17 protein-coding genes and 2 tRNA genes are annotated in these 17,358 nt (G+C 56.5%); 14 read left to right on the forward strand and 5 right to left on the reverse strand.

The window, feature by feature from the left end; translation table 11 throughout:
- The first annotated feature begins 69 nt into the window (after positions 1-69).
- The 7 genes from folK (at position 70) to H567_RS0101885 (ending at position 3,193) form a co-directional block, all read left to right on the forward strand.
- Entirely contained in the window at positions 70-570 is a 501-nt protein-coding gene (folK, locus tag H567_RS22535; protein WP_035253013.1) for a 2-amino-4-hydroxy-6-hydroxymethyldihydropteridine diphosphokinase, read from the forward strand.
- 4 nt (positions 571-574) lie between these two features.
- On the forward strand, positions 575-841 hold the full coding sequence (locus H567_RS22540; RefSeq protein WP_035253017.1) for a PP0621 family protein: 267 nt from the start codon (positions 575-577) through the stop codon (positions 839-841).
- A gap of 214 nt (positions 842-1,055) precedes the next feature.
- Positions 1,056-1,697 carry a fructose-6-phosphate aldolase gene (gene fsa, locus H567_RS0101865; protein WP_028320092.1) on the forward strand — a complete coding sequence of 214 codons (642 nt, stop codon included), beginning with the start codon at positions 1,056-1,058 and terminating at the stop codon, positions 1,695-1,697.
- Positions 1,698-1,701: 4 nt separating this feature from the next.
- Entirely contained in the window at positions 1,702-2,289 is a 588-nt protein-coding gene (locus H567_RS0101870; protein ID WP_035253020.1) for a lytic transglycosylase domain-containing protein, read from the forward strand.
- 57 nt (positions 2,290-2,346) lie between these two features.
- Positions 2,347-2,919, forward strand: coding sequence for a CDP-diacylglycerol--glycerol-3-phosphate 3-phosphatidyltransferase (pgsA, locus tag H567_RS0101875; RefSeq protein WP_028320094.1), 573 nt, complete (start codon positions 2,347-2,349; stop codon positions 2,917-2,919).
- A gap of 73 nt (positions 2,920-2,992) precedes the next feature.
- Positions 2,993-3,068 (forward strand) — tRNA-Gly (locus H567_RS0101880).
- A 49-nt stretch (positions 3,069-3,117) separates the two neighbouring features.
- Positions 3,118-3,193, forward strand: a tRNA-Cys gene (locus H567_RS0101885).
- A 329-nt stretch (positions 3,194-3,522) separates the two neighbouring features.
- Here the strand turns inward: H567_RS0101885 and H567_RS0101890 are convergent.
- The 4 genes from H567_RS0101890 to H567_RS0101905 are packed head-to-tail and all read right to left on the reverse strand — an operon-like array spanning position 3,523 to position 7,663.
- Positions 3,523-5,949 carry a glycosyltransferase gene (locus H567_RS0101890; RefSeq protein ID WP_028320095.1) on the reverse strand — a complete coding sequence of 809 codons (2,427 nt, stop codon included), beginning with the start codon at positions 5,947-5,949 and terminating at the stop codon, positions 3,523-3,525.
- A gap of 1 nt (position 5,950) precedes the next feature.
- Positions 5,951-6,238 carry a hypothetical protein gene (locus H567_RS28330; RefSeq protein WP_153306008.1) on the reverse strand — a complete coding sequence of 96 codons (288 nt, stop codon included), beginning with the start codon at positions 6,236-6,238 and terminating at the stop codon, positions 5,951-5,953.
- A 49-nt stretch (positions 6,239-6,287) separates the two neighbouring features.
- Positions 6,288-6,992 (reverse strand): phosphatidylserine decarboxylase, encoded by a 705-nt coding sequence (locus H567_RS0101900; RefSeq protein ID WP_035253025.1) that lies wholly within the window; start codon positions 6,990-6,992, stop codon positions 6,288-6,290.
- Positions 6,971-7,663, reverse strand: coding sequence for a class I SAM-dependent methyltransferase (locus H567_RS0101905; RefSeq protein ID WP_208598310.1), 693 nt, complete (start codon positions 7,661-7,663; stop codon positions 6,971-6,973). The genes H567_RS0101900 and H567_RS0101905 overlap by 22 nt, the downstream gene beginning before the upstream one ends.
- A 278-nt stretch (positions 7,664-7,941) precedes the next feature.
- Here H567_RS0101905 and H567_RS29245 point away from each other — a divergent pair, with 278 nt between their 5' ends.
- The 7 genes from H567_RS29245 (at position 7,942) to H567_RS0101940 (ending at position 14,498) form a co-directional block, all read left to right on the forward strand.
- On the forward strand, positions 7,942-8,109 hold the full coding sequence (locus H567_RS29245; RefSeq protein ID WP_208598311.1) for a hypothetical protein: 168 nt from the start codon (positions 7,942-7,944) through the stop codon (positions 8,107-8,109).
- Between the two features lie 210 nt (positions 8,110-8,319).
- On the forward strand, positions 8,320-9,708 hold the full coding sequence (gene pstC / locus H567_RS0101915; RefSeq protein ID WP_028320098.1) for a phosphate ABC transporter permease subunit PstC: 1,389 nt from the start codon (positions 8,320-8,322) through the stop codon (positions 9,706-9,708).
- Positions 9,705-10,976, forward strand: a complete 1,272-nt coding sequence (gene pstA, locus H567_RS0101920) for a phosphate ABC transporter permease PstA (RefSeq protein ID WP_028320099.1) — start codon at positions 9,705-9,707, stop codon at positions 10,974-10,976. Before pstC ends, pstA begins: the two co-directional genes overlap by 4 nt.
- Positions 10,977-11,033: 57 nt before the next feature.
- Complete coding sequence (locus H567_RS0101925; protein WP_028320100.1) at positions 11,034-12,086, forward strand: PstS family phosphate ABC transporter substrate-binding protein; 1,053 nt, start codon at positions 11,034-11,036, stop codon at positions 12,084-12,086.
- Positions 12,087-12,260: 174 nt separating this feature from the next.
- A complete protein-coding gene (pstB, locus tag H567_RS0101930; protein WP_051184390.1) occupies positions 12,261-13,130 on the forward strand; it encodes a phosphate ABC transporter ATP-binding protein PstB in 870 nt (289 codons plus the stop codon).
- A gap of 186 nt (positions 13,131-13,316) precedes the next feature.
- Entirely contained in the window at positions 13,317-13,991 is a 675-nt protein-coding gene (gene phoU, locus H567_RS22545; protein WP_035253028.1) for a phosphate signaling complex protein PhoU, read from the forward strand.
- A gap of 219 nt (positions 13,992-14,210) precedes the next feature.
- Positions 14,211-14,498: a hypothetical protein gene (locus H567_RS0101940; RefSeq protein WP_028320102.1), complete on the forward strand. Its 288-nt coding sequence runs from the start codon at positions 14,211-14,213 to the stop codon at positions 14,496-14,498.
- 104 nt (positions 14,499-14,602) lie between these two features.
- Here H567_RS0101940 and H567_RS0101945 read toward each other — a convergent pair whose 3' ends face one another.
- Complete coding sequence (locus H567_RS0101945; RefSeq protein WP_161626542.1) at positions 14,603-17,254, reverse strand: cation-translocating P-type ATPase; 2,652 nt, start codon at positions 17,252-17,254, stop codon at positions 14,603-14,605.
- Positions 17,255-17,358 lie beyond the last annotated feature (104 nt).

The raw sequence follows: 17,358 nt of genomic DNA on the forward strand, positions 1-17,358 counted from the left end.
CGGGGTAGGCACGCGCGGCTTGCGGATGACAGGGCGGACCGACGGCCCCCCCAGGCGGAGGGCTGAGATATGCCGGGTTCCAGCACAGTTTTCGTCGGTATCGGCTCGAATATGGGTGACAAGACCGCGCAGTGCCGCCTGGCTGTCGAGCGGATGAACCAGATCCCCGGGTGCCGGGTCGCGGCGGTCTCGCCTTTTTTCGGGTCTGAGCCGGTCGGCGTGGTTGGTCAGGATTGGTATGTCAATGCCGTCGCAGAACTCGAGGTCGAGATCCCGGCGCGCAGGCTGCTGGAGGCGTTGCTGGCGATCGAAGCGGGCATGGGGCGTGTCCGCTTGAAGAAATGGGATTCCCGGCCGATCGATCTCGATATCCTCATTTTCGGGAAGGAGGTCATCGACGAAGCGGATCTTTCGGTCCCCCACCCGCTGATGCACACGCGACGGTTTGTGCTTGCCCCGCTTGCGGCACTTGCGGCGGAGTGGGTGCATCCGGTGCTGAACATGACCGTGCAGGCTCTCCTGGATCGGCTGCCTAGCGGTGAACAGGCCGTTTCTGCGCTGGAGGAATGATCCGATGCGCATCTTGCTCCTTGCATTACTGATCTATATCTTATACCGTTTTTTCCGGAAGATGATCCAGCCGCCGGCGGAAAGGACGCAGACCTATGATACCCCAGGCGGCCAGGTCGACGAGATGGTGCAGGATCCTTTTTGCGGGACCTATGTTCCGGTGCGCCAGGCCGTGAAGCGCAACATCGGTGGAAAAGACCACTTTTTTTGCAGCGAGGCCTGCGCGGATCGCTTTGAGAAGGAGAAGAGCCGGACTGAAAAGTCTCTGTAGTTCGGCAGGATGCGGTTTCGATGGGTTTTGTTGGCGCAGATCTTGCTTATATAACATCATTCGGGAATGGTCTGTTTGGCCAATCTCGGTGCCAATCCGCACGTTTGCCACGGGATCTGCGCGCAAGATTTTGATTTTCTTGATAAAGTGTATCTCATGATGAAAACGGCCGTTTCCGGATGGACATACCTTTAGGGAGAGAGGGGAACACTAGATGAAGTTTTTTATCGATACGGCGAATATTGACGAGATCAAACAGGCCCATGCCCTTGGAATGGTGGACGGGGTAACGACGAACCCGTCTCTGGTGGCCAAGGAGAAACGGGAATTCAAGGGGTTGATCAAAGAGATCTGCTCCATTGTGGATGGGCCCGTGAGTGCCGAGGTCATCAGCGTAGAAAAGGACGGCATGCTCAAGGAGGCTCGGGATTTGGCCAAGATCGCCGACAACATCGTGGTCAAGATCCCGATGATCGAGGAGGGGCTGAAGGCCGTCAAGATCCTGTCGGCCGAAGGAATCCATGTCAACGTCACCCTCTGCTTTTCACCGGTGCAGGCTCTGATGGCCGCCAAGGCCGGAGCGGCCTTCATCAGCCCCTTCGTGGGGCGTCTCGACGACATCAGCCATGTCGGAATGGACCTGGTGGAGCAGATCGTCACCATTTATGACAATTACGGGTTCGAGACCGAGATCATCGTCGCGAGCGTGCGCAATCCGACCCACGTCGTGGATGCGGCGATGATGGGCGCTGACATCGCCACGATCCCGTTCAACGTGATCAGACAGCTCATCAAACACCCCTTGACGGATATTGGTTTGGAGAAGTTCCTCGCGGACTGGCGCAAGATGGGGTAGGCCCATGGGGAGAACGTCCTGCAGGATCGGTGGGCTCGCGGTAGGGATCATCCTGTTTCTGGCATGGACTGGTGCCGCGATGGCGGACATCTACCGCTATGTCGACAAGAACGGTGTGGTTCACTTTACCAACATCAAAAAAAGCGAGCGTCACAAACCGTATATCCGGAGCGGAAAACGGGTAGCCGCCAAACGTCCTCAGGATTACGATGCCATCATCCATCGGGCGGCCAGGCGCTTCAACCTGCAGCCAGAGCTGATCAAGGCGGTCATCAAGGCCGAAAGCAATTTCAATTCCCGGGCGGTCTCGAACAAGGGTGCGCAGGGGCTGATGCAGCTGATGCCGCCGACCGCTGTGGATCTGGACGTGATGAATCCGTTCGACCCCGAGCAGAACATCCTCGGCGGGGTGCGCTACCTGAGCGAATTGCACAAGCGTTTCAACAACGATACGGTTCTCGCGCTGGCGGCCTACAACGCCGGACCTGAAAGGGTGATGGCATGCCAGGGCGTGCCGCCCTTCAAGGAAACCCACGATTTTATCGCGCGTGTGAAGAAATTCTACCTGCAATACTGCAGGGTCGGGGACTGAAAACTGCTTTGAGGGCAATCTCCTGCAAGAGATTGTCAAGATTCCAGAGGGACGAAGGTGCCAGCCGAAGCCGAAAAACGGATCGCCAATCTGCCGAATGCCCTGACCGGGTTCCGGCTCGCCTGTATCCCGTTGGTGGTTCTCTGTCTCCAGTTCGAAGGCAGGATGGCGGCGTTTCTGGCCGCCCTCTTTTTCGGCCTGGCTTCGGTCACGGATTTTCTGGACGGTTTCCTGGCCCGAAAATACGGGAATGTGACGGTTTTTGGGAAGTTTCTGGACCCGTTGGCGGACAAGATCCTGATCTCTCTGACCATGATCGCGCTGATTCCGCTGGACAGAATCCCCCTTTGGATCGTGATGCTCATCATTGCAAGGGAGATGGCGATCACAGGCCTGCGGGCGATCGCGGTCAGCGAGGGCATCGTCATCCAGGCAAGCGCGCTCGGCAAGTACAAGACGATCTTTCAATCCGTGTCCCTGGCGGGCCTGTGCCTCCACTACGCCTACCTGGGCATTGATTTTCATTTTCTCGGCCTGATGTTGCTCTATGTGGCGCTGATTCTGACGCTCTGGTCCGGATGGGACTACTTCAGCCATTTTCGGAAACTGTTTGTGCGCTCGGAGGTCTGATTTTCGGAGCCGGGCGGGTCGCAGATTTTTTGTTGACAAACGTCCCCTGTGATGTAGAATGAAGGCTCACCAAGCGGGAATAGCTCAGTTGGTAGAGCCTCACGTTGCCAACGTGATTGTCGCGGGTTCAAGTCCCGTTTCCCGCTCCAGCGCAAGCGACGGGGCTGATCTAACCATCAGCCCTTCTGTCACTTAGAGGGCGGCATAGCCAAGAGGCTAAGGCAGCGGTCTGCAAAACCGTTATTCACCGGTTCGAATCCGGTTGCCGCCTCCAGTAGAATCAAGGACTTAGGGAGATCCCCTGAGTCCTTTTTTTATGGGCGGGTTCTGCTCTCGGGTGCACAGACTTGGTTGGACTCGGGGGTAGGGCCGCCCCATTTTGTCGCCTTCACCTGACGTCCAACCCCCAAGCGCACGGCGTGTTCGCCCTGCAGCAATGAGTAGGCTGCTGAAAGACGTCCGTCTGCTGCTTCACGTTCATGCCGTGTCCCTGCGGTGCACTTGTATGTGCATCTCATTCCACGGGATTTCGCAATCGTTGGATACAATTTTCTTTCAGCAACTTGCGCAAAACGGTTTCTGCAACACGCCGTTAGACCGCAGTCAATGGCGGTAACTGTTCCACTGCTGAAGGTAGGCCGATTCAAATGACCGGTTTTCCATATATGCGCGGGCCTTTGCCTTCATGGCCGTAAGTTTTGCGCGGTCGTTTATGATCTCGAGGACCGCACGCACGAAGGGCGTGCAGTCTGCTCCGGCCGGTACGACGGTGCCGGTTTCTCCTGGGATCACGTTTTCCTGCGGGCCTCCGGAGTCCGTAACGATGACGGGTAGCCCGGATGCCTGCGCTTCGAGGACCACGTTGCCGAAGGTGTCCGTCGTCGATGGGAAAAGGAAGACATCGCTCGAAGCATAGGCCTGCTCTAGGTCTTCCCCCTCCAGATAGCCCATGAAGGAGGCGTTGAAGCCGGCAAGCGCACGGCGCATCTCCGTCAGATAAGGACCGTCTCCGACCACCACGAGATGAGCGTCTTCCATTTGGGCGGCCACACGTCTGAAGACCTCGACGAGGAACGGCAGATTCTTTTCCCGAGAAACCCGCCCGACGTACAGCAATTTGATGGCGTCGGCCGTCAACCCCAGCCGCTTCTTGAAAAAGCCGTTGCGTTTCGAAGGATGAAAACGCTCGATATCGATGCCACGGTCGTAAAAACGCAGCTTTTCGCGTGGAATGCCGTGGGAGGCGAGTTCTTCACCGGTCGCTTTGGATGGGACATAGATGGCCTCCATCTGGTTGTAATACCAGATCATGTACCGCCACATCAGGTCCTCCATCGCGCTGTCCTCTGTCAGGTGCATCACATATTGGGGCAGGGCGGTATGGTAGGTGCCGTGCAAAGGAAGGCGCAGAATGCGTGCGATCACCAGTGCCGCCAGGCCCACAGGGCCGGGAGTGGCCGAGTGGATATGGGTGAATTCCTGCTCGAAGCAGGCGTTGAGCATCTTCAGCAGGGGGGGGTAATACAATTTAAGCTCAGGGTATTCCGGCATTTCATAGACGCCGATCGGCGCGAAGTTGACGACGCCGGATACGTCGGGCCTGACGTCGCAGGTGATGATAGTTTGTTGTTTGTGATTCTTGAGGGCCATCTGAAGCTGCATCTGCAGGGTCAGAGCCACACCATTCACCTCGTAAAACGTATCTGTGAAGTGGGCGATTTTTAATCGCTTTCGATCTTTCTTCCGGTTTTCGAAAAGATCGCTCTGGCATCGGCGCGCGAACTCTCTGTCTTTGGTAAAGAGGGAATAGGACACGAAATAGGGCGCCAAGAGGGTGTATAGGGATCCGGCAGAACCGATCATCTGAAAAATATCGATGACGTTTGCGCCTGAAAGATTGTCGAAAATCGAATCGGCCAGTTTCTTGATCACCTTTTCTGAGATCTGGTTAACAAAGCTGAACCACACCTCGTCCATCTGCTCGAGATGAATGACTTCTCGTTCCAGGACCTGTTTCAGTACACGGTCTCGGAAGATCACCTCCCTGGCTTCTTTCAGGAGCATGTCCTGGAGCCTTGATGTCCCGGGAATCGTCCGTGCGCCCGGCCGGCGAAGATTCCAAGCGACCTGCCTCAGGCGCCGCAGGAGTCCGTCCTCCGATCGGTCCCGTCTGGGTGTGAGCACGTGGTCCGTAAAGCGTAGAAAGGGTTCGTGATTTACGGCCTTGTGCAGATCGAACCGGCTGCCGTAATACTGATAGCCTATACTGTATAGGTTGTGCCCCATGGTCTTGGGGGTCGAGGCGCACTCCGCAACGGTCACGTGTCCCATGCGGATCGACTCGAGAAAGATCTCTTTGGAGCATGTCCCTTTCACTTCCGAATAGGTGCGCGCGACCGTTAGGGAGGAGTGGTCATCAGACCCGCCTATCAGGATCTTTTTCCAGGGCTCTCTTCCAACGGGTTTGATCCCGGTTTTATCCGCAAGGCGCTCGATGTCTACCTTCGCGATTTTCTGAACGATTGCCTTGACACGGGCATTCTGGTGCCGATCCCGTGATCCGTTGACTTCGAAATGCGTGAAGAGCAGCAGCATTTTCTCGATCGTTTCCAGGTTCAGCCGGTCGTTCACGGCATAGAGCGGGTGGGCGAGGGCATGCAGAATACCCGCTTTGTTCAGATAGTCGACCAGATCATAGACATTTTCCCTGAGGCGGGAAATATCCGCATGCTGTGCTTCAGTCACGTCATAGGCGAGTACGTGCAATTTGCAGCGATCTTCGGGAAAATAGGTGGTAATCTCCTCGCTGACAAAGGTCCCCTGCAAATGGGCGATCTCCAGGCTCCCAGACAGCGTGTTGTGGTCGGTGATCGTGACGAAATGCATGCCTCTTTCACGGGCTGTTTGGTACAGTCTTTGCGGATCGGTGTAGCTCTCAGAGCAGCCGATCTTACGTAGGATCCATTCGGAAGGCCGTTTCGAATATTTCGAGTGAACGTGCAGATCAGCCTTCAGTGGCATCGGTTCCATTTCAATCCTCCATGGTTTCTATCCGGAAAAGGTCTTTTCGGCCGATCCCCGCATCGATCTGAAGCGTTGCTTGCAAGGCGGCTTGGGGATGGCCTTTCGGCAAATGGCTGATTTCCTGGGCGTGGCAAAACCGGGACTCGGCGCGAAGCGGTGGGGCTGGCTGCATTGAAGCCGCTAAAGAACCATCCTCATTTCCGGTTTGGGAAACGGCTCTTAATGGATGAAGCCTTCCGGCGGGATGCTCTTGGAGATCCCTGCCAGACGAAAATGATGCAAGCGCCATCTTCATGCGCCGAGTCGCCTCGATATCTGCATCAGAAATCCTTCCTGAGCGGCATTCAAGCGATGAAGATGGTCTCACCGGCGCGGACTCTATCCCCGGGGTTGACCAGTATCTTCATGCTGTCATTCCAAGTCACGACCAGATCGACTTGCGATCCGATGCGAATCATTCCAAAGATCTCCCCTTTTTCCAGATCTTGACCTTCGTGGAAAAATTGGTCGATTCCTGAGACCGAACCTCCGGCGATTTGAACGACATAGCACGCGATAGGCGTCTCTTTGAAAGAGCCTCGGATCATCGTGACCGTCCTTTCATTTTCAACGATATGAAGACTGTTTGCATAGAGTGGCAAACGTTTGAAGAGGGTTCGCAAATGCATACGTCCCATGTGGAGATTTTTGCGTTTGGCGGGATGATGCCTGATTAAATCGATCTTCCCGGAAATGGGAGCGCGGTTATAGTGCACATCGAAGGGGCTCATGAAAACGCCGATAATGACCTTCGTATGTTCAAGATCCTCTTTTACGATTTCATTCACGCTTACACTGTGGCCTTGTTTTATACAAATAACGGGCCTTGATGGAGAAATCTTTTCCACATACACAACCGTTCCGTCAGCGGGACTGACCACGTTCGGTCCAGTCGGCGTTCGCCGAGGGGGATTGCGAAAAAACCAGGCATAACGCCAATAAGCGAAGACGCCCAGGCATGTTCCCAAAATAAAAAGACCAGCCACGGTTATTCGGGCAAATATTTCCATGCCTCGACCTTCAGTACCCGTGTAATCGCCACCCCGGAGGAATAGGGAAAATCGACCACTTCGATATATTTATTAGCCTTCACGTATTTCAGCCATCTTTTGACTCCCGTATTCCTTATGGCTTCCCGCATATAAATATTGGTGTCGTGCAGAAGAATATAACTGTTCTTTTTGGACCTTTTTAGAACGTTTATAAAATCGAAGCGGACATTTTCGAATGAGTGGTTCCCATCGATGAATGCAAGATTTATTGAAGGCAGATTATAATTCTCATAGTGATTGAAAAAATGTTCCGATGTCATTTTGTAATGATTTACAATATGAGCAATGTCGAACTGATTTAGAAGTGCATTTACATCTTCTGGGTTATTCCAATTGCCTCGCCCACCCATCGTTTTGATAGGTCCGTCTTTTAATAAATTATATGATGGATCGATAAAACTCATTTTGCCAACAGCATTGTCTATCATTGCAATAGCCATGCAGACAACACTGAATCCATAGCCGGATCCTATGATAACGACATGTTTCGGTCGCAGCGACCTCACGAGTCCGTAATATAGAAAACCGAATCCAAGATTCAGGTTGCTTTTGTCGGTGTGATGGCCGAGAGGTTTAGCTTGGTTAAGAATTTTCAATATAAGATCTTTATCTATGCTGAAGCTTTGCAATTCAATCTCCTATTAATTGTATGATTCAGCACATTTAACCCGTCGATTGTTTTGTTGGTATAAGGAATTTAAAAGATTTGTGTTCAAGTCACTCGACTTGGAAGTTTCCGCATTAGATCCCATCCGGAAACAATTTCCCGGTAGAACCCGGTTTCCAATCCGGAAATGAGGATTTTTCTTCACACGCTGTGCGTGCTCAGTCCCACCCCTGCGGGGCGGGTCCTGGTTTCTTCACACTCTTCGGGTGCTCAGTCCACCGCTTCGCGTCGGGTCCCGGTTTGGCCAATATCAAGGAAAGCAAGCGTTTGCGCGGAGGCGACCTGCAGGTCGCCGCACAAGCAAATGTGCAGATTGACGGCGAGATTGGCCAAAAAGACCATTTTCGGATGGAAACGCATTGCATTTCTGGGGTGCTCCCTGCCGGACCGAATCGGGGGAGGCCGTAAAATTATATGTTCAATGCCAATACGCGCATAAAGAAGCCGGTTTTTTTTGAATCAATTTCTCACGGGAACATCATCCGATGCTAACCGAGCAGACGTACCTTCACCCCATATAGGCGCGGTGCACGCATCGAGGGCCCGGATATGTCCTTGCTGTTCAGTTGCCGCTGCTCCACGCCGGAATCGGAGACGAGAGAGGGTTCTGCGCATATCATGTCAACAAAGGGGCTTTTCATCATCCTGCTTGCGCTTTCAGCCGCCGCCTACTGGCTTGGACTGCGGCGGTCCCAAACGGTCGCCCGGCGCGCTGGCGCGGCGGGGGGGCTTCATTCCAGGCCCGCCTACTACGGTCTGCTGACAGCGCTTTGGTGTGGGATTCCGGCCCTTATCGTCTCCGGGGTCTGGTTGACTGTACAGAGCGGGATCATCACCCATCTTGTCGTTGCGCATTTGCCGGAGGAAATCCGATCGTTGCCTGCGGATCGCTTGAGCCTCGTTGTCAACGATATCCGTAATCTGGTGTCCGGTAACATCCTATCGGGGCAGGCCGACCCGGTTATCGAGGCCGCGGCCGCTCATTACCGGGATTTGAAGGCGACCAGCCGCGCTGCCTTGAGTGTCCTCGCCCTGCTATTGGCGATGGGGAGTGCACTCATCGTCCTGCGTGCGATTTCTCCTCGCCTGCGCGCTCGAAACCAGGTCGAGAATGTGATTAAAACCATCCTGATTCTCTGCTCGACCATCGCCGTTTTCACCACCATCGGGATTGTTCTTTCGGTCCTTTACGAGGCGATCCGGTTTTTCAAGGCGATTCCCGTTACGGAGTTTCTCTTCGGACTGGAGTGGAGCCCGCAGATGGCCATCCGGGCCGACCAGGTCGGGTCCTCCGGAACCTTCGGCGCCGTCCCTGTGTTCCTCGGCACGGCGCTTATATCGGCCATCGCTATGGTGGTGGCGGTGCCGATTGGACTCATGTCGGCCATATACCTTTCGGAATACGCCGGCAAACGGTTTCGCGCGGCCGCAAAGCCTCTCATGGAAATTCTGGCGGGCATTCCGACCGTAGTCTACGGGTTTTTCGCGGCCCTGATGGTCGCGCCGCTGATCCGCGAAAGCGGCGCCTTCCTGGGGCTGGCCATCTCGTCTGAAAGCGCCCTTGCGGCGGGCGTCGTCATGGGCATCATGATCATCCCGTTCGTATCGTCGCTTTCAGACGACGTCATCAACGCTGTGCCCCAGTCGCTGCGGGACGGAGCTTATGCGATCGGCGCCACCCGATCGGAAACCATCCGCCAGGTGATCCTTCCAGCCGCCCTGCCGGGGATTGTTGGCGGGATCCTGTTGGCGGTCTCGCGGGCCATCGGTGAGACGATGATCGTTGTGATGGCCGCCGGGCTCTCCGCCAACCTGACGCTGAACCCCTTCAAGACCGTTACGACGGTTACGGTCCAGATCGTGACGCTTCTCGTAGGCGACCAGGAGTTCGACAGCCCAAAGACGATGGCCGCCTTTGCCCTGGGGCTGATCCTCTTTCTAGCCACCCTTTGCCTCAACGTTATTGCCCTGCACGTGGTGCGCAGATACAGGGAGCAATACGAATGAACCTGAATGGAGCGCGGACCATCGATATCGTCAATCAGGGTCTTCGACGGCGTTACCGAGCGGAGCGGCGTTTCCGTTTTTATGGCATCGCGGCGATTGTTTTCAGCCTGGCCTTCCTCTTTTTCCTATTTCTCTCCATCATCAGCAAGGGCTACACCGCTTTCAGGCAGACGGTCATCCAACTCGACGTTTTCTTCGATCCCAATCTGGTGGATACCGGCAATCCGGCCACGGACAATTACCCGGCCCTCGTGCGCGGCGCCCTGCAAAGACAATTTCCCGAGGTGCAGAGCCGCAGCGAACGGCGCCAGCTGGCGGCCCTTTTGAGCTCGGGGGCAGGCTTTCTCCTGCGCGATCTGGTCCGGGAAGATCCGGACCTGATGGGGCAGACCCTTCCTGTGTGGCTGCCGGCGGATGACGATGTCGACATGTTCTTCAAGAATCCATCCAACCGGGACGCTCCCCAAAGCGGTCGACGTCTGGGTGACCGTCAGATCGAATGGCTCGATCGCCTAGCGGAGGATGGACGCATCCGGTCCCAGTTCAACAAGACCTTCTTCACGTCCGGTGATTCGCGCGAACCTGAACTTGCGGGGATCTGGGGAGCCGTCTGCGGTTCTTTTTTCACCCTCCTGGTGACCCTGATGCTGTCTTTCCCCATCGGGGTGGCCGCAGCGATCTATCTTGAGGAATTTGCCCCCAAAAATCGGTGGACCGATCTCATCGAGGTCAACATCAACAACCTGGCGGCTGTGCCATCCATCGTGTTTGGACTGCTCGGGCTCGCCGTTTTTCTCAATTTTTTCGGATTGCCCCGCTCTGCGCCCATCGTCGGGGGGCTTGTCCTCACCCTTATGACCCTCCCCACGATCATCATCGCCGGGCGCGCTGCACTCAAGTCCGTGCCGCCATCCATCCGGGAGGCCGCTCTCGGCATCGGGGCATCCAAGATGCAGATGGTTTTTCACCATGTACTGCCGCTTGCCATGCCAGGCATGCTGACCGGCGCCATCATCGGGATGGCCCAGGCCCTTGGGGAGACCGCACCCCTGCTGATGATCGGCATGGTAGCCTTTATCGTGGACATCCCGCAGGGGCTGAGCGATCCGTCAACGGTTCTGCCGGTGCAGATCTACCTCTGGGCCGACAGCCCCGAACGCGGTTTTGTCGAGAAGACATCGGCGGCCATCATGGTTCTCCTCGCATTCCTGATATCCATGAATGCGCTGGCCGTTGTGTTGAGGAAGAAGTTCGAGCGGCGCTGGTAAATCGCCCGCGCCATGAAAAACCCAAAACATTTAGACAGAAAAAAAGGAGACAGAGGTATGTTCAGGAAAATCGCTACACTCGGTACGGCATTGGCATTGGTTGGAAGCATGGCGGTTGCGCAGGTGCATGCGGCGCGAGATTACATCAGCATCGTCGGTTCATCGACAGTCTACCCCTTCAGCACGGTGGTGGCGGAACAGTTCGGCAAGGCCACATCGTTCAAGACTCCGAAGATCGAATCCACCGGGTCGGGGGGCGGCTTCAAGCTGTTCTGCGAAGGTGTGGGGGTCGAGCATCCGGATATCACCAACGCGTCCAGGGCGATCAAGAAGAGCGAGTGTGAAACCTGCATGAAAAACGGTGTCACCGAGATCGTCGAGGTGAAGATCGGCTACGACGGCATCGTCATCGCGAATTCGAAGCAGGCGTCGGCGCTGAAGCTCACGACGAAAGACCTTTTCCTGGCCTTGGCCAAGGAAATTCCCGATCCGCAGGGAAGCGGCAAGCTCGTCCCGAATCCGTTCAAGACCTGGAAGGAAGTCAATTCCGCATTGCCCGACAGCCGGATCGAGGTCATGGGTCCCCCTCCCACCTCCGGGACGCGGGATGCCTTTGTAGAGCTGGTCATGGAGAAAGGGGGCCTGGAGATGCCCATGCTGGCGGAGCTCAAGAAGGCTGATAAAAAGAAGTTCAAGGCCGCCTGTCATACCCTCCGTGAGGACGGGGCCTACATCGAGGCGGGTGAAAACGACAATCTGATCGTTCAGAAGCTGGTGGCCAACCCGAAGGCCCTCGGCATCTTCGGCTTCAGCTTCCTGGATCAGAACATGGACAAGATCCAGGGCGCCTTCGTAAACGGTGTCGCTCCCTCCTTCGAGGGCATCGCCTCGGGCGAGTATCCTGTATCGAGGCCTCTCTTCTTTTATGTAAAGAAGGCGCACGTGGATGTCATCCCGGGCATGAAGGAATTCCTGGCTGAGTTCACGAGCGAAAAGGCCTGGGGACCCGAAGGCTATCTGGCTGAAAAGGGGTTGATCCCCATGCCGGATGCCGAGCGGCAGAAATACACCGGAGCGGTCAAGGCCCTACAGACCTTCTCCTGTGAATAGCGGCGCGCCACCCCCGTTGCCGCAGCGGCCGGGACCCGGGAAACCGGGACCCGGCCGCTTTCGAAAAAGAAAGGATCGGGCTGCAATCAAGCACCTGCTGCACCTGCTGCTTGACTTTTTCTTATCGGATCGGACCTTGAAGAAAACCGTCAACCCTCCAGCACCGAGGCTTGCATGAAGAACCAGGCCGCCCTGCCGTTCCGGGGAAAAAGCGACCAAGGGCCTGCAACGGCAAACGAGACCCCGGACCCAAAGGCGTTCCGCACCATTGGGGACATTCACGTGCCGAACCCGCGCATGACCTGTCGGGATGTGGATGTGTATTACGGGTCAAAACAGGCCATCTTCAACGTCTCCCTCGACATTGGCCGCAACGAAGTGATCGCGATGATCGGGCCGTCCGGCTGCGGCAAATCCACGTTTCTGCGCTGCCTGAATCGGATGAACGACACGATCGAAGGCTGCCGTGTCACGGGGGACATCCGGCTCGACGAAACGGATATCTACGATCCCGCTTTGGACGTGGTTCCTTTGCGTGCACAGGTCGGGATGGTCTTTCAAAAACCGAACCCTTTCCCCAAATCCATCTACGACAACGTGGCCTATGGGCCCAAGATCCACGGCCTGGCGGAAAAGCGGGTGGAACTCGACGAGATCGTCGAGACGGCGCTCCAAAAGGCGGGTCTCTGGGAGGAGGTGAAAGACCGCCTCGACCAGCCTGGAACCGGGCTTTCTGGCGGGCAGCAGCAGCGGCTGTGCATAGCCAGAACGATCGCGGTGAGCCCGGAGGTCATCCTGATGGATGAACCCTGCTCCGCCCTGGATCCCATCGCGACCGCCCGCATCGAAGATCTGATCGATGAGTTGCGCAGCCATTACACCATCGCCATAGTGACCCATTCCATGCAGCAGGCATCCCGCATCTCGCAGCGCACCGCCTACTTTCACCTCGGATATCTGGTCGAGATCGGTACCACCCCTGAGATGTTCACCAAGCCCAAACACCGGCTCACCGAAGACTACATCACGGGCCGCTTCGGCTGATGGACGATCGTGATCCCCGGTGAGACGCGCGCAGGACTTTGGGAGGACACTTCATGTCTACCCTTTGTTCGGTGCAGACCGTCCTCCCGGTGCCGACGCGGGTCCGGTCCAGTGACCCGCCTAACGTGAAGGCCCCTGCAGGATGACCTTTTCGATGGCCACTGCTGTGCCATAGTGAGACAACCCATGGAAAAACGACATATCGTCAAGGCATACGACAGAGAACTCGAACTGCTGAAATCGAAGGTCCTTGAAATGGGCCAGGCCTGCGGGCGACAGCTCGCAGGCGCGATCGAGGCCTTCAAACACCGCGATACGGATCTGGCCGGCAGGATCTTTCGAGCGGACGCGGGCATCAACGCCCTGGAAAGCGAGATCGACGCGTTCACCGTGCACTTGTTGGCCAAACGGCAGCCCATGGCCGTCGATCTGCGGCAGATCATCGGTGCGCTGAAAATCGCGGGAGATCTCGAACGGGTCGCTGACTACGCCGCCAATATCGCCCGGCACCTTTTCGAATTCAATGGCCTGAACGTCCAGGCGCCGCTTCAAACGATCTTAGAAATGGCAGAGACGGGCTTGACCATGCTGCATGATGTGCTTCGCGCCTACGCTGAGCTGGATGTCTTTCAAGCCATCGAGGTATGGCACCGGGACCAGCGCATAGACCAGGCCTACTCCGGCCTCCTCACGGAGCTTCGTGGAGTGATGTCGGAGGATCCGGAGAGTATCAAGGCCTGCACGACCCTCCTTTTTATCGCTAAATGCTGCGAGCGGATCGGCGACCACCTCATGAATGTCGCCGAAAACGTGCACTTTATATCGGTCGGAACCCCGTACCACGGCGAGGGTCAGGGATGAGCGAGCCGCCCTGCAGGGGGGCCGGAGTCCGTGCGGTGAGAGCGGCAGGATTGATATCTAACAGAATTCTAACAGTGTCGCTTTTCGATCTGTGGTATGAATAAGTTCAGGAGGCATGTCCATCGGTGTGTTTAAGGACCAGCTGAAAACAGGCGGTCTAAGGGGCTGGTCGATTTGCCGGCCTTTTGCACCGTATTTTGCGTGACAGGGAGAAACGACATGATTTCAGAGTCTTCTGACTTGGAAAGGTTCATCGATGCCATCAAGGGAATGGACTTTGAAAGCATGATTCTTGCGGCAGATAAAGAGGCCCTTGAGGCTTGGCGGGAGGCAAGAAAGTGCCTGGGTCGTGATCGGGCTGATCGACATACCGCCCTCACGGAATATGAGGCGAACCTCAAAAGATTGGTAGCCTTTCTGCGTTACAGCGTACGCCGTGCTCCTGGACAGAGGGACGGCCGGCTGTTCCGGAGACTTTGCACGGAATTGAACATAAAGAAGATATAGGGTATGTCCGCAACCATCCTTCGATGAGTCGTTACCGCCCGATCCCTGTTTCCGTCTAGGCGGCGCTCCATCGCCTTTTCCAGGACAGCAGCCGGTATCAGGTATCAAGGCATTCGAGAGGGTCGAGGCCACGTGGCCGGCAAAAGAAGACTGCAGGTTGTGACAATGGATGCGTCAAGGAGGCGGTTTGCTGCTCGACCAAAAGATGGCGTCCAACCTGGCGTCAGCACGGATGCGATCTGCATTCCCAACCCTCCCAACAGGCTCATGAACAAGAGGGGGTTCTTTTCTTTCCGATAGGAGCCTTCATGACGATCGCTGCGGCAGATCAATGCGTAAAGCGTCTGGTTGATAAGCGCGCTCTTCAGAAAAAGCCTTCCTGCCATTGCTCCCCATCCGTATCGCACCACGCCGTATGCGCCGGCCGGCAGAGCAGCGGCGCATAAAGCAGCGGCATGCCAAAGGCTCATCGAAACCTCCTGATCCGTGAGCAAATGTCCGCCGTACTCCCGGGCTGGTTGCATGGACGTAATCGGCCCGGGAGTGTCGTAGGCGAGTCCGAGGGCCAGAAGGTTGGTCGGGATGCTGGTCCAGGCCCCAACGCCTGAACGGAGTAGACCCGCTCCTGCCAGCATTTCGAGCGCGAGGTCGACCTGGCTCACCGTCATCGTGAATCGGAGGGCGTTGCGTGTGTTGTTGTAAAAGGCCCTGCCATCCAACACCGCCGTCATCACGCCTTCGAGATTGTCATCCTCCAAAACGAGATCCGCTGTTTCCTGCGCAAGCATAGAGCCTTGGCGACCCATGGCGATCCCCACATCAGCGATCTTGAGCGCCAGCACGTCGTTGACGCCGTCGCCGACCATGGCTACATGAAGGCCGGCTCTCTGGTAAGCTTGAACAATTTGGAGTTTTTGAGTGGGATTGAGCCTTGCGAAGATGTGGGTACGTTTGACGAGGGTTTCCAGGGTCCCGGGGGGATGGCCTTCCAGATCGGCCGAATCGAGAATCCGTAAGGGCTCGTCCCCGCTCAATTGCAGTTGCTCCGCGATGTGCTGCGCTGTCAGGCTCTGGTCACCTGTAATCAAAACCGTGCGGATACCGGCTCGGTGAAGATTTTGAACCAGCCTGTGCGCCCCCTCTCTCAGCGGGTCCGAGAGCTCCGCAAAACCGGTCCAGATGAACCCTGCCCCTTCCCCGCCGGTTTCACCAGGGTCGCCACCTGTTTCAAATTGGTATGCGAAGGCCAACACACGAAGCCCGGCGGCGGCTGCGGAGGCGTTCTCGATCTCGATGCGCCGTCGCTTTTCCTCCGTCATGGGGAGGATGTGGTTGCCTTTGCGAAGATGCCCGCATCGAGCCAAAACCTCCAGCGGACTGCCTTTGACGACGGTCAGAACGACTCCGCCATCCGCAAGATGGCTCGTTACCATCAGCGGCAGGTCCGACACGCGCCCCGTACTGCGCAAGAGGGGATATCTCGTCCGCGCTCCCTCTATATCGACTCCGCCTTTTTCAACCATCTCGAGCAAGGCCTTTTCGGTCGACGAGCCTTCGATCGATTGCATTCCTTCGGGTGGTTCCAGCGTTGCCTCGTTGCAGAGCGCAGCAAGGATCATGAGCCATTCCATCTCATCACCGAGGTTGGACAATCTCTTGCCGGCTACGTCGGTGATGCCATCACGGCTGACCTTTGCAGAACCCGAAGGTGTGCGGACTTCCACAACCTTCATCCGATTGAATGTCAGAGTTCCGGTTTTGTCAAAGCAGATGACCTGGACTGCGGCCAGATTTCCCAAGGCTCGGAGCCGCCTTACCCTGATCCGGTGCTGACGCATATCTCGATGCCCGAACGAAAACGCCCCGGTTGCGATGGTCGCAAGGCTTGCGGGGAACAGCCCAGCCAGAAGCGAGAGCCCGTTGCTGACGGAAGCGAAAAACCCGTGCCCCCGTAAGAGAAGAAAGAAACAGATTACAAGGGAAGCCGAAACACTCATGGAAAGGATCCTATACCCCAGCCGTTTCAGTTCCCGCGCCACAATGGCCTCGGGGGGAAGAACCCCTCCCAGATACCCCTGCAATTTCCCGAGCTCCGTTGCGCGGCCCGTGGCGGATATGACCGCGCGTCCCCATCCTGCTACGACCAAAGTCCCCCGGTACACCATGTTGCTGCGCTCTGAGATCCGCAGCTCCTGACCGGAAAGGGCAGTTGTCTGCTTGGCCACGGGAATGCTTTCACCTGTCAAGGAGGCTTCATCCAGATAAAGATTATGCGCCTCGATCACCCTGCCATCCGCGGGAATTCGACTTCCCGGGGTCAAATCTACGACATCCCCTGGTACCACGTTCTCAAAGGGAGTCTGCAATAGGCCCCCGCTGCGCAACACGCAGGCGTTAAGCCTTATGTTCATCCGGGTTGCTTCGAGATCCCGGTCGGCCTTACGCTCGGCATAGAAACCGACCGCTGCATTGATCAACACCACAGCCAGGGCCACGAACCCTTCGATGATCCGGCCGGTGAAAATAGCGAGTGTTGCGGCCATTCCCGCCAAAGACATCGGCACCGGGGAAAATTGATCCTTCATAACACGGTACGCTGACCGCGTCGCCGCACCCGGCAGGAAATTCCCCCCGTAGATTTCGAGCTTCTTGCGGGCTGCTGCAGACGACAAGCCTTTGGAGGGGGAGGATCGGAAATGGGTCAGCGTTTCGGCAGGTGTCCGGCGATGCCATGGCTCTTCAGCCTCTCTTCGCAACAGCGGCTTTCCGCGCTGTCTTGCCTTTTCAAACTGTTTTTCGTTCCTGTGCCATACCCTCGCGGCTTCAACCGAAAAACCGCAGACCTCTTCGAACTCGCCGC

The sequence above is a fragment of the Desulfatiglans anilini DSM 4660 genome (genome assembly GCF_000422285.1).
Taxonomy (GTDB): domain Bacteria; phylum Desulfobacterota; class DSM-4660; order Desulfatiglandales; family Desulfatiglandaceae; genus Desulfatiglans; species Desulfatiglans anilini.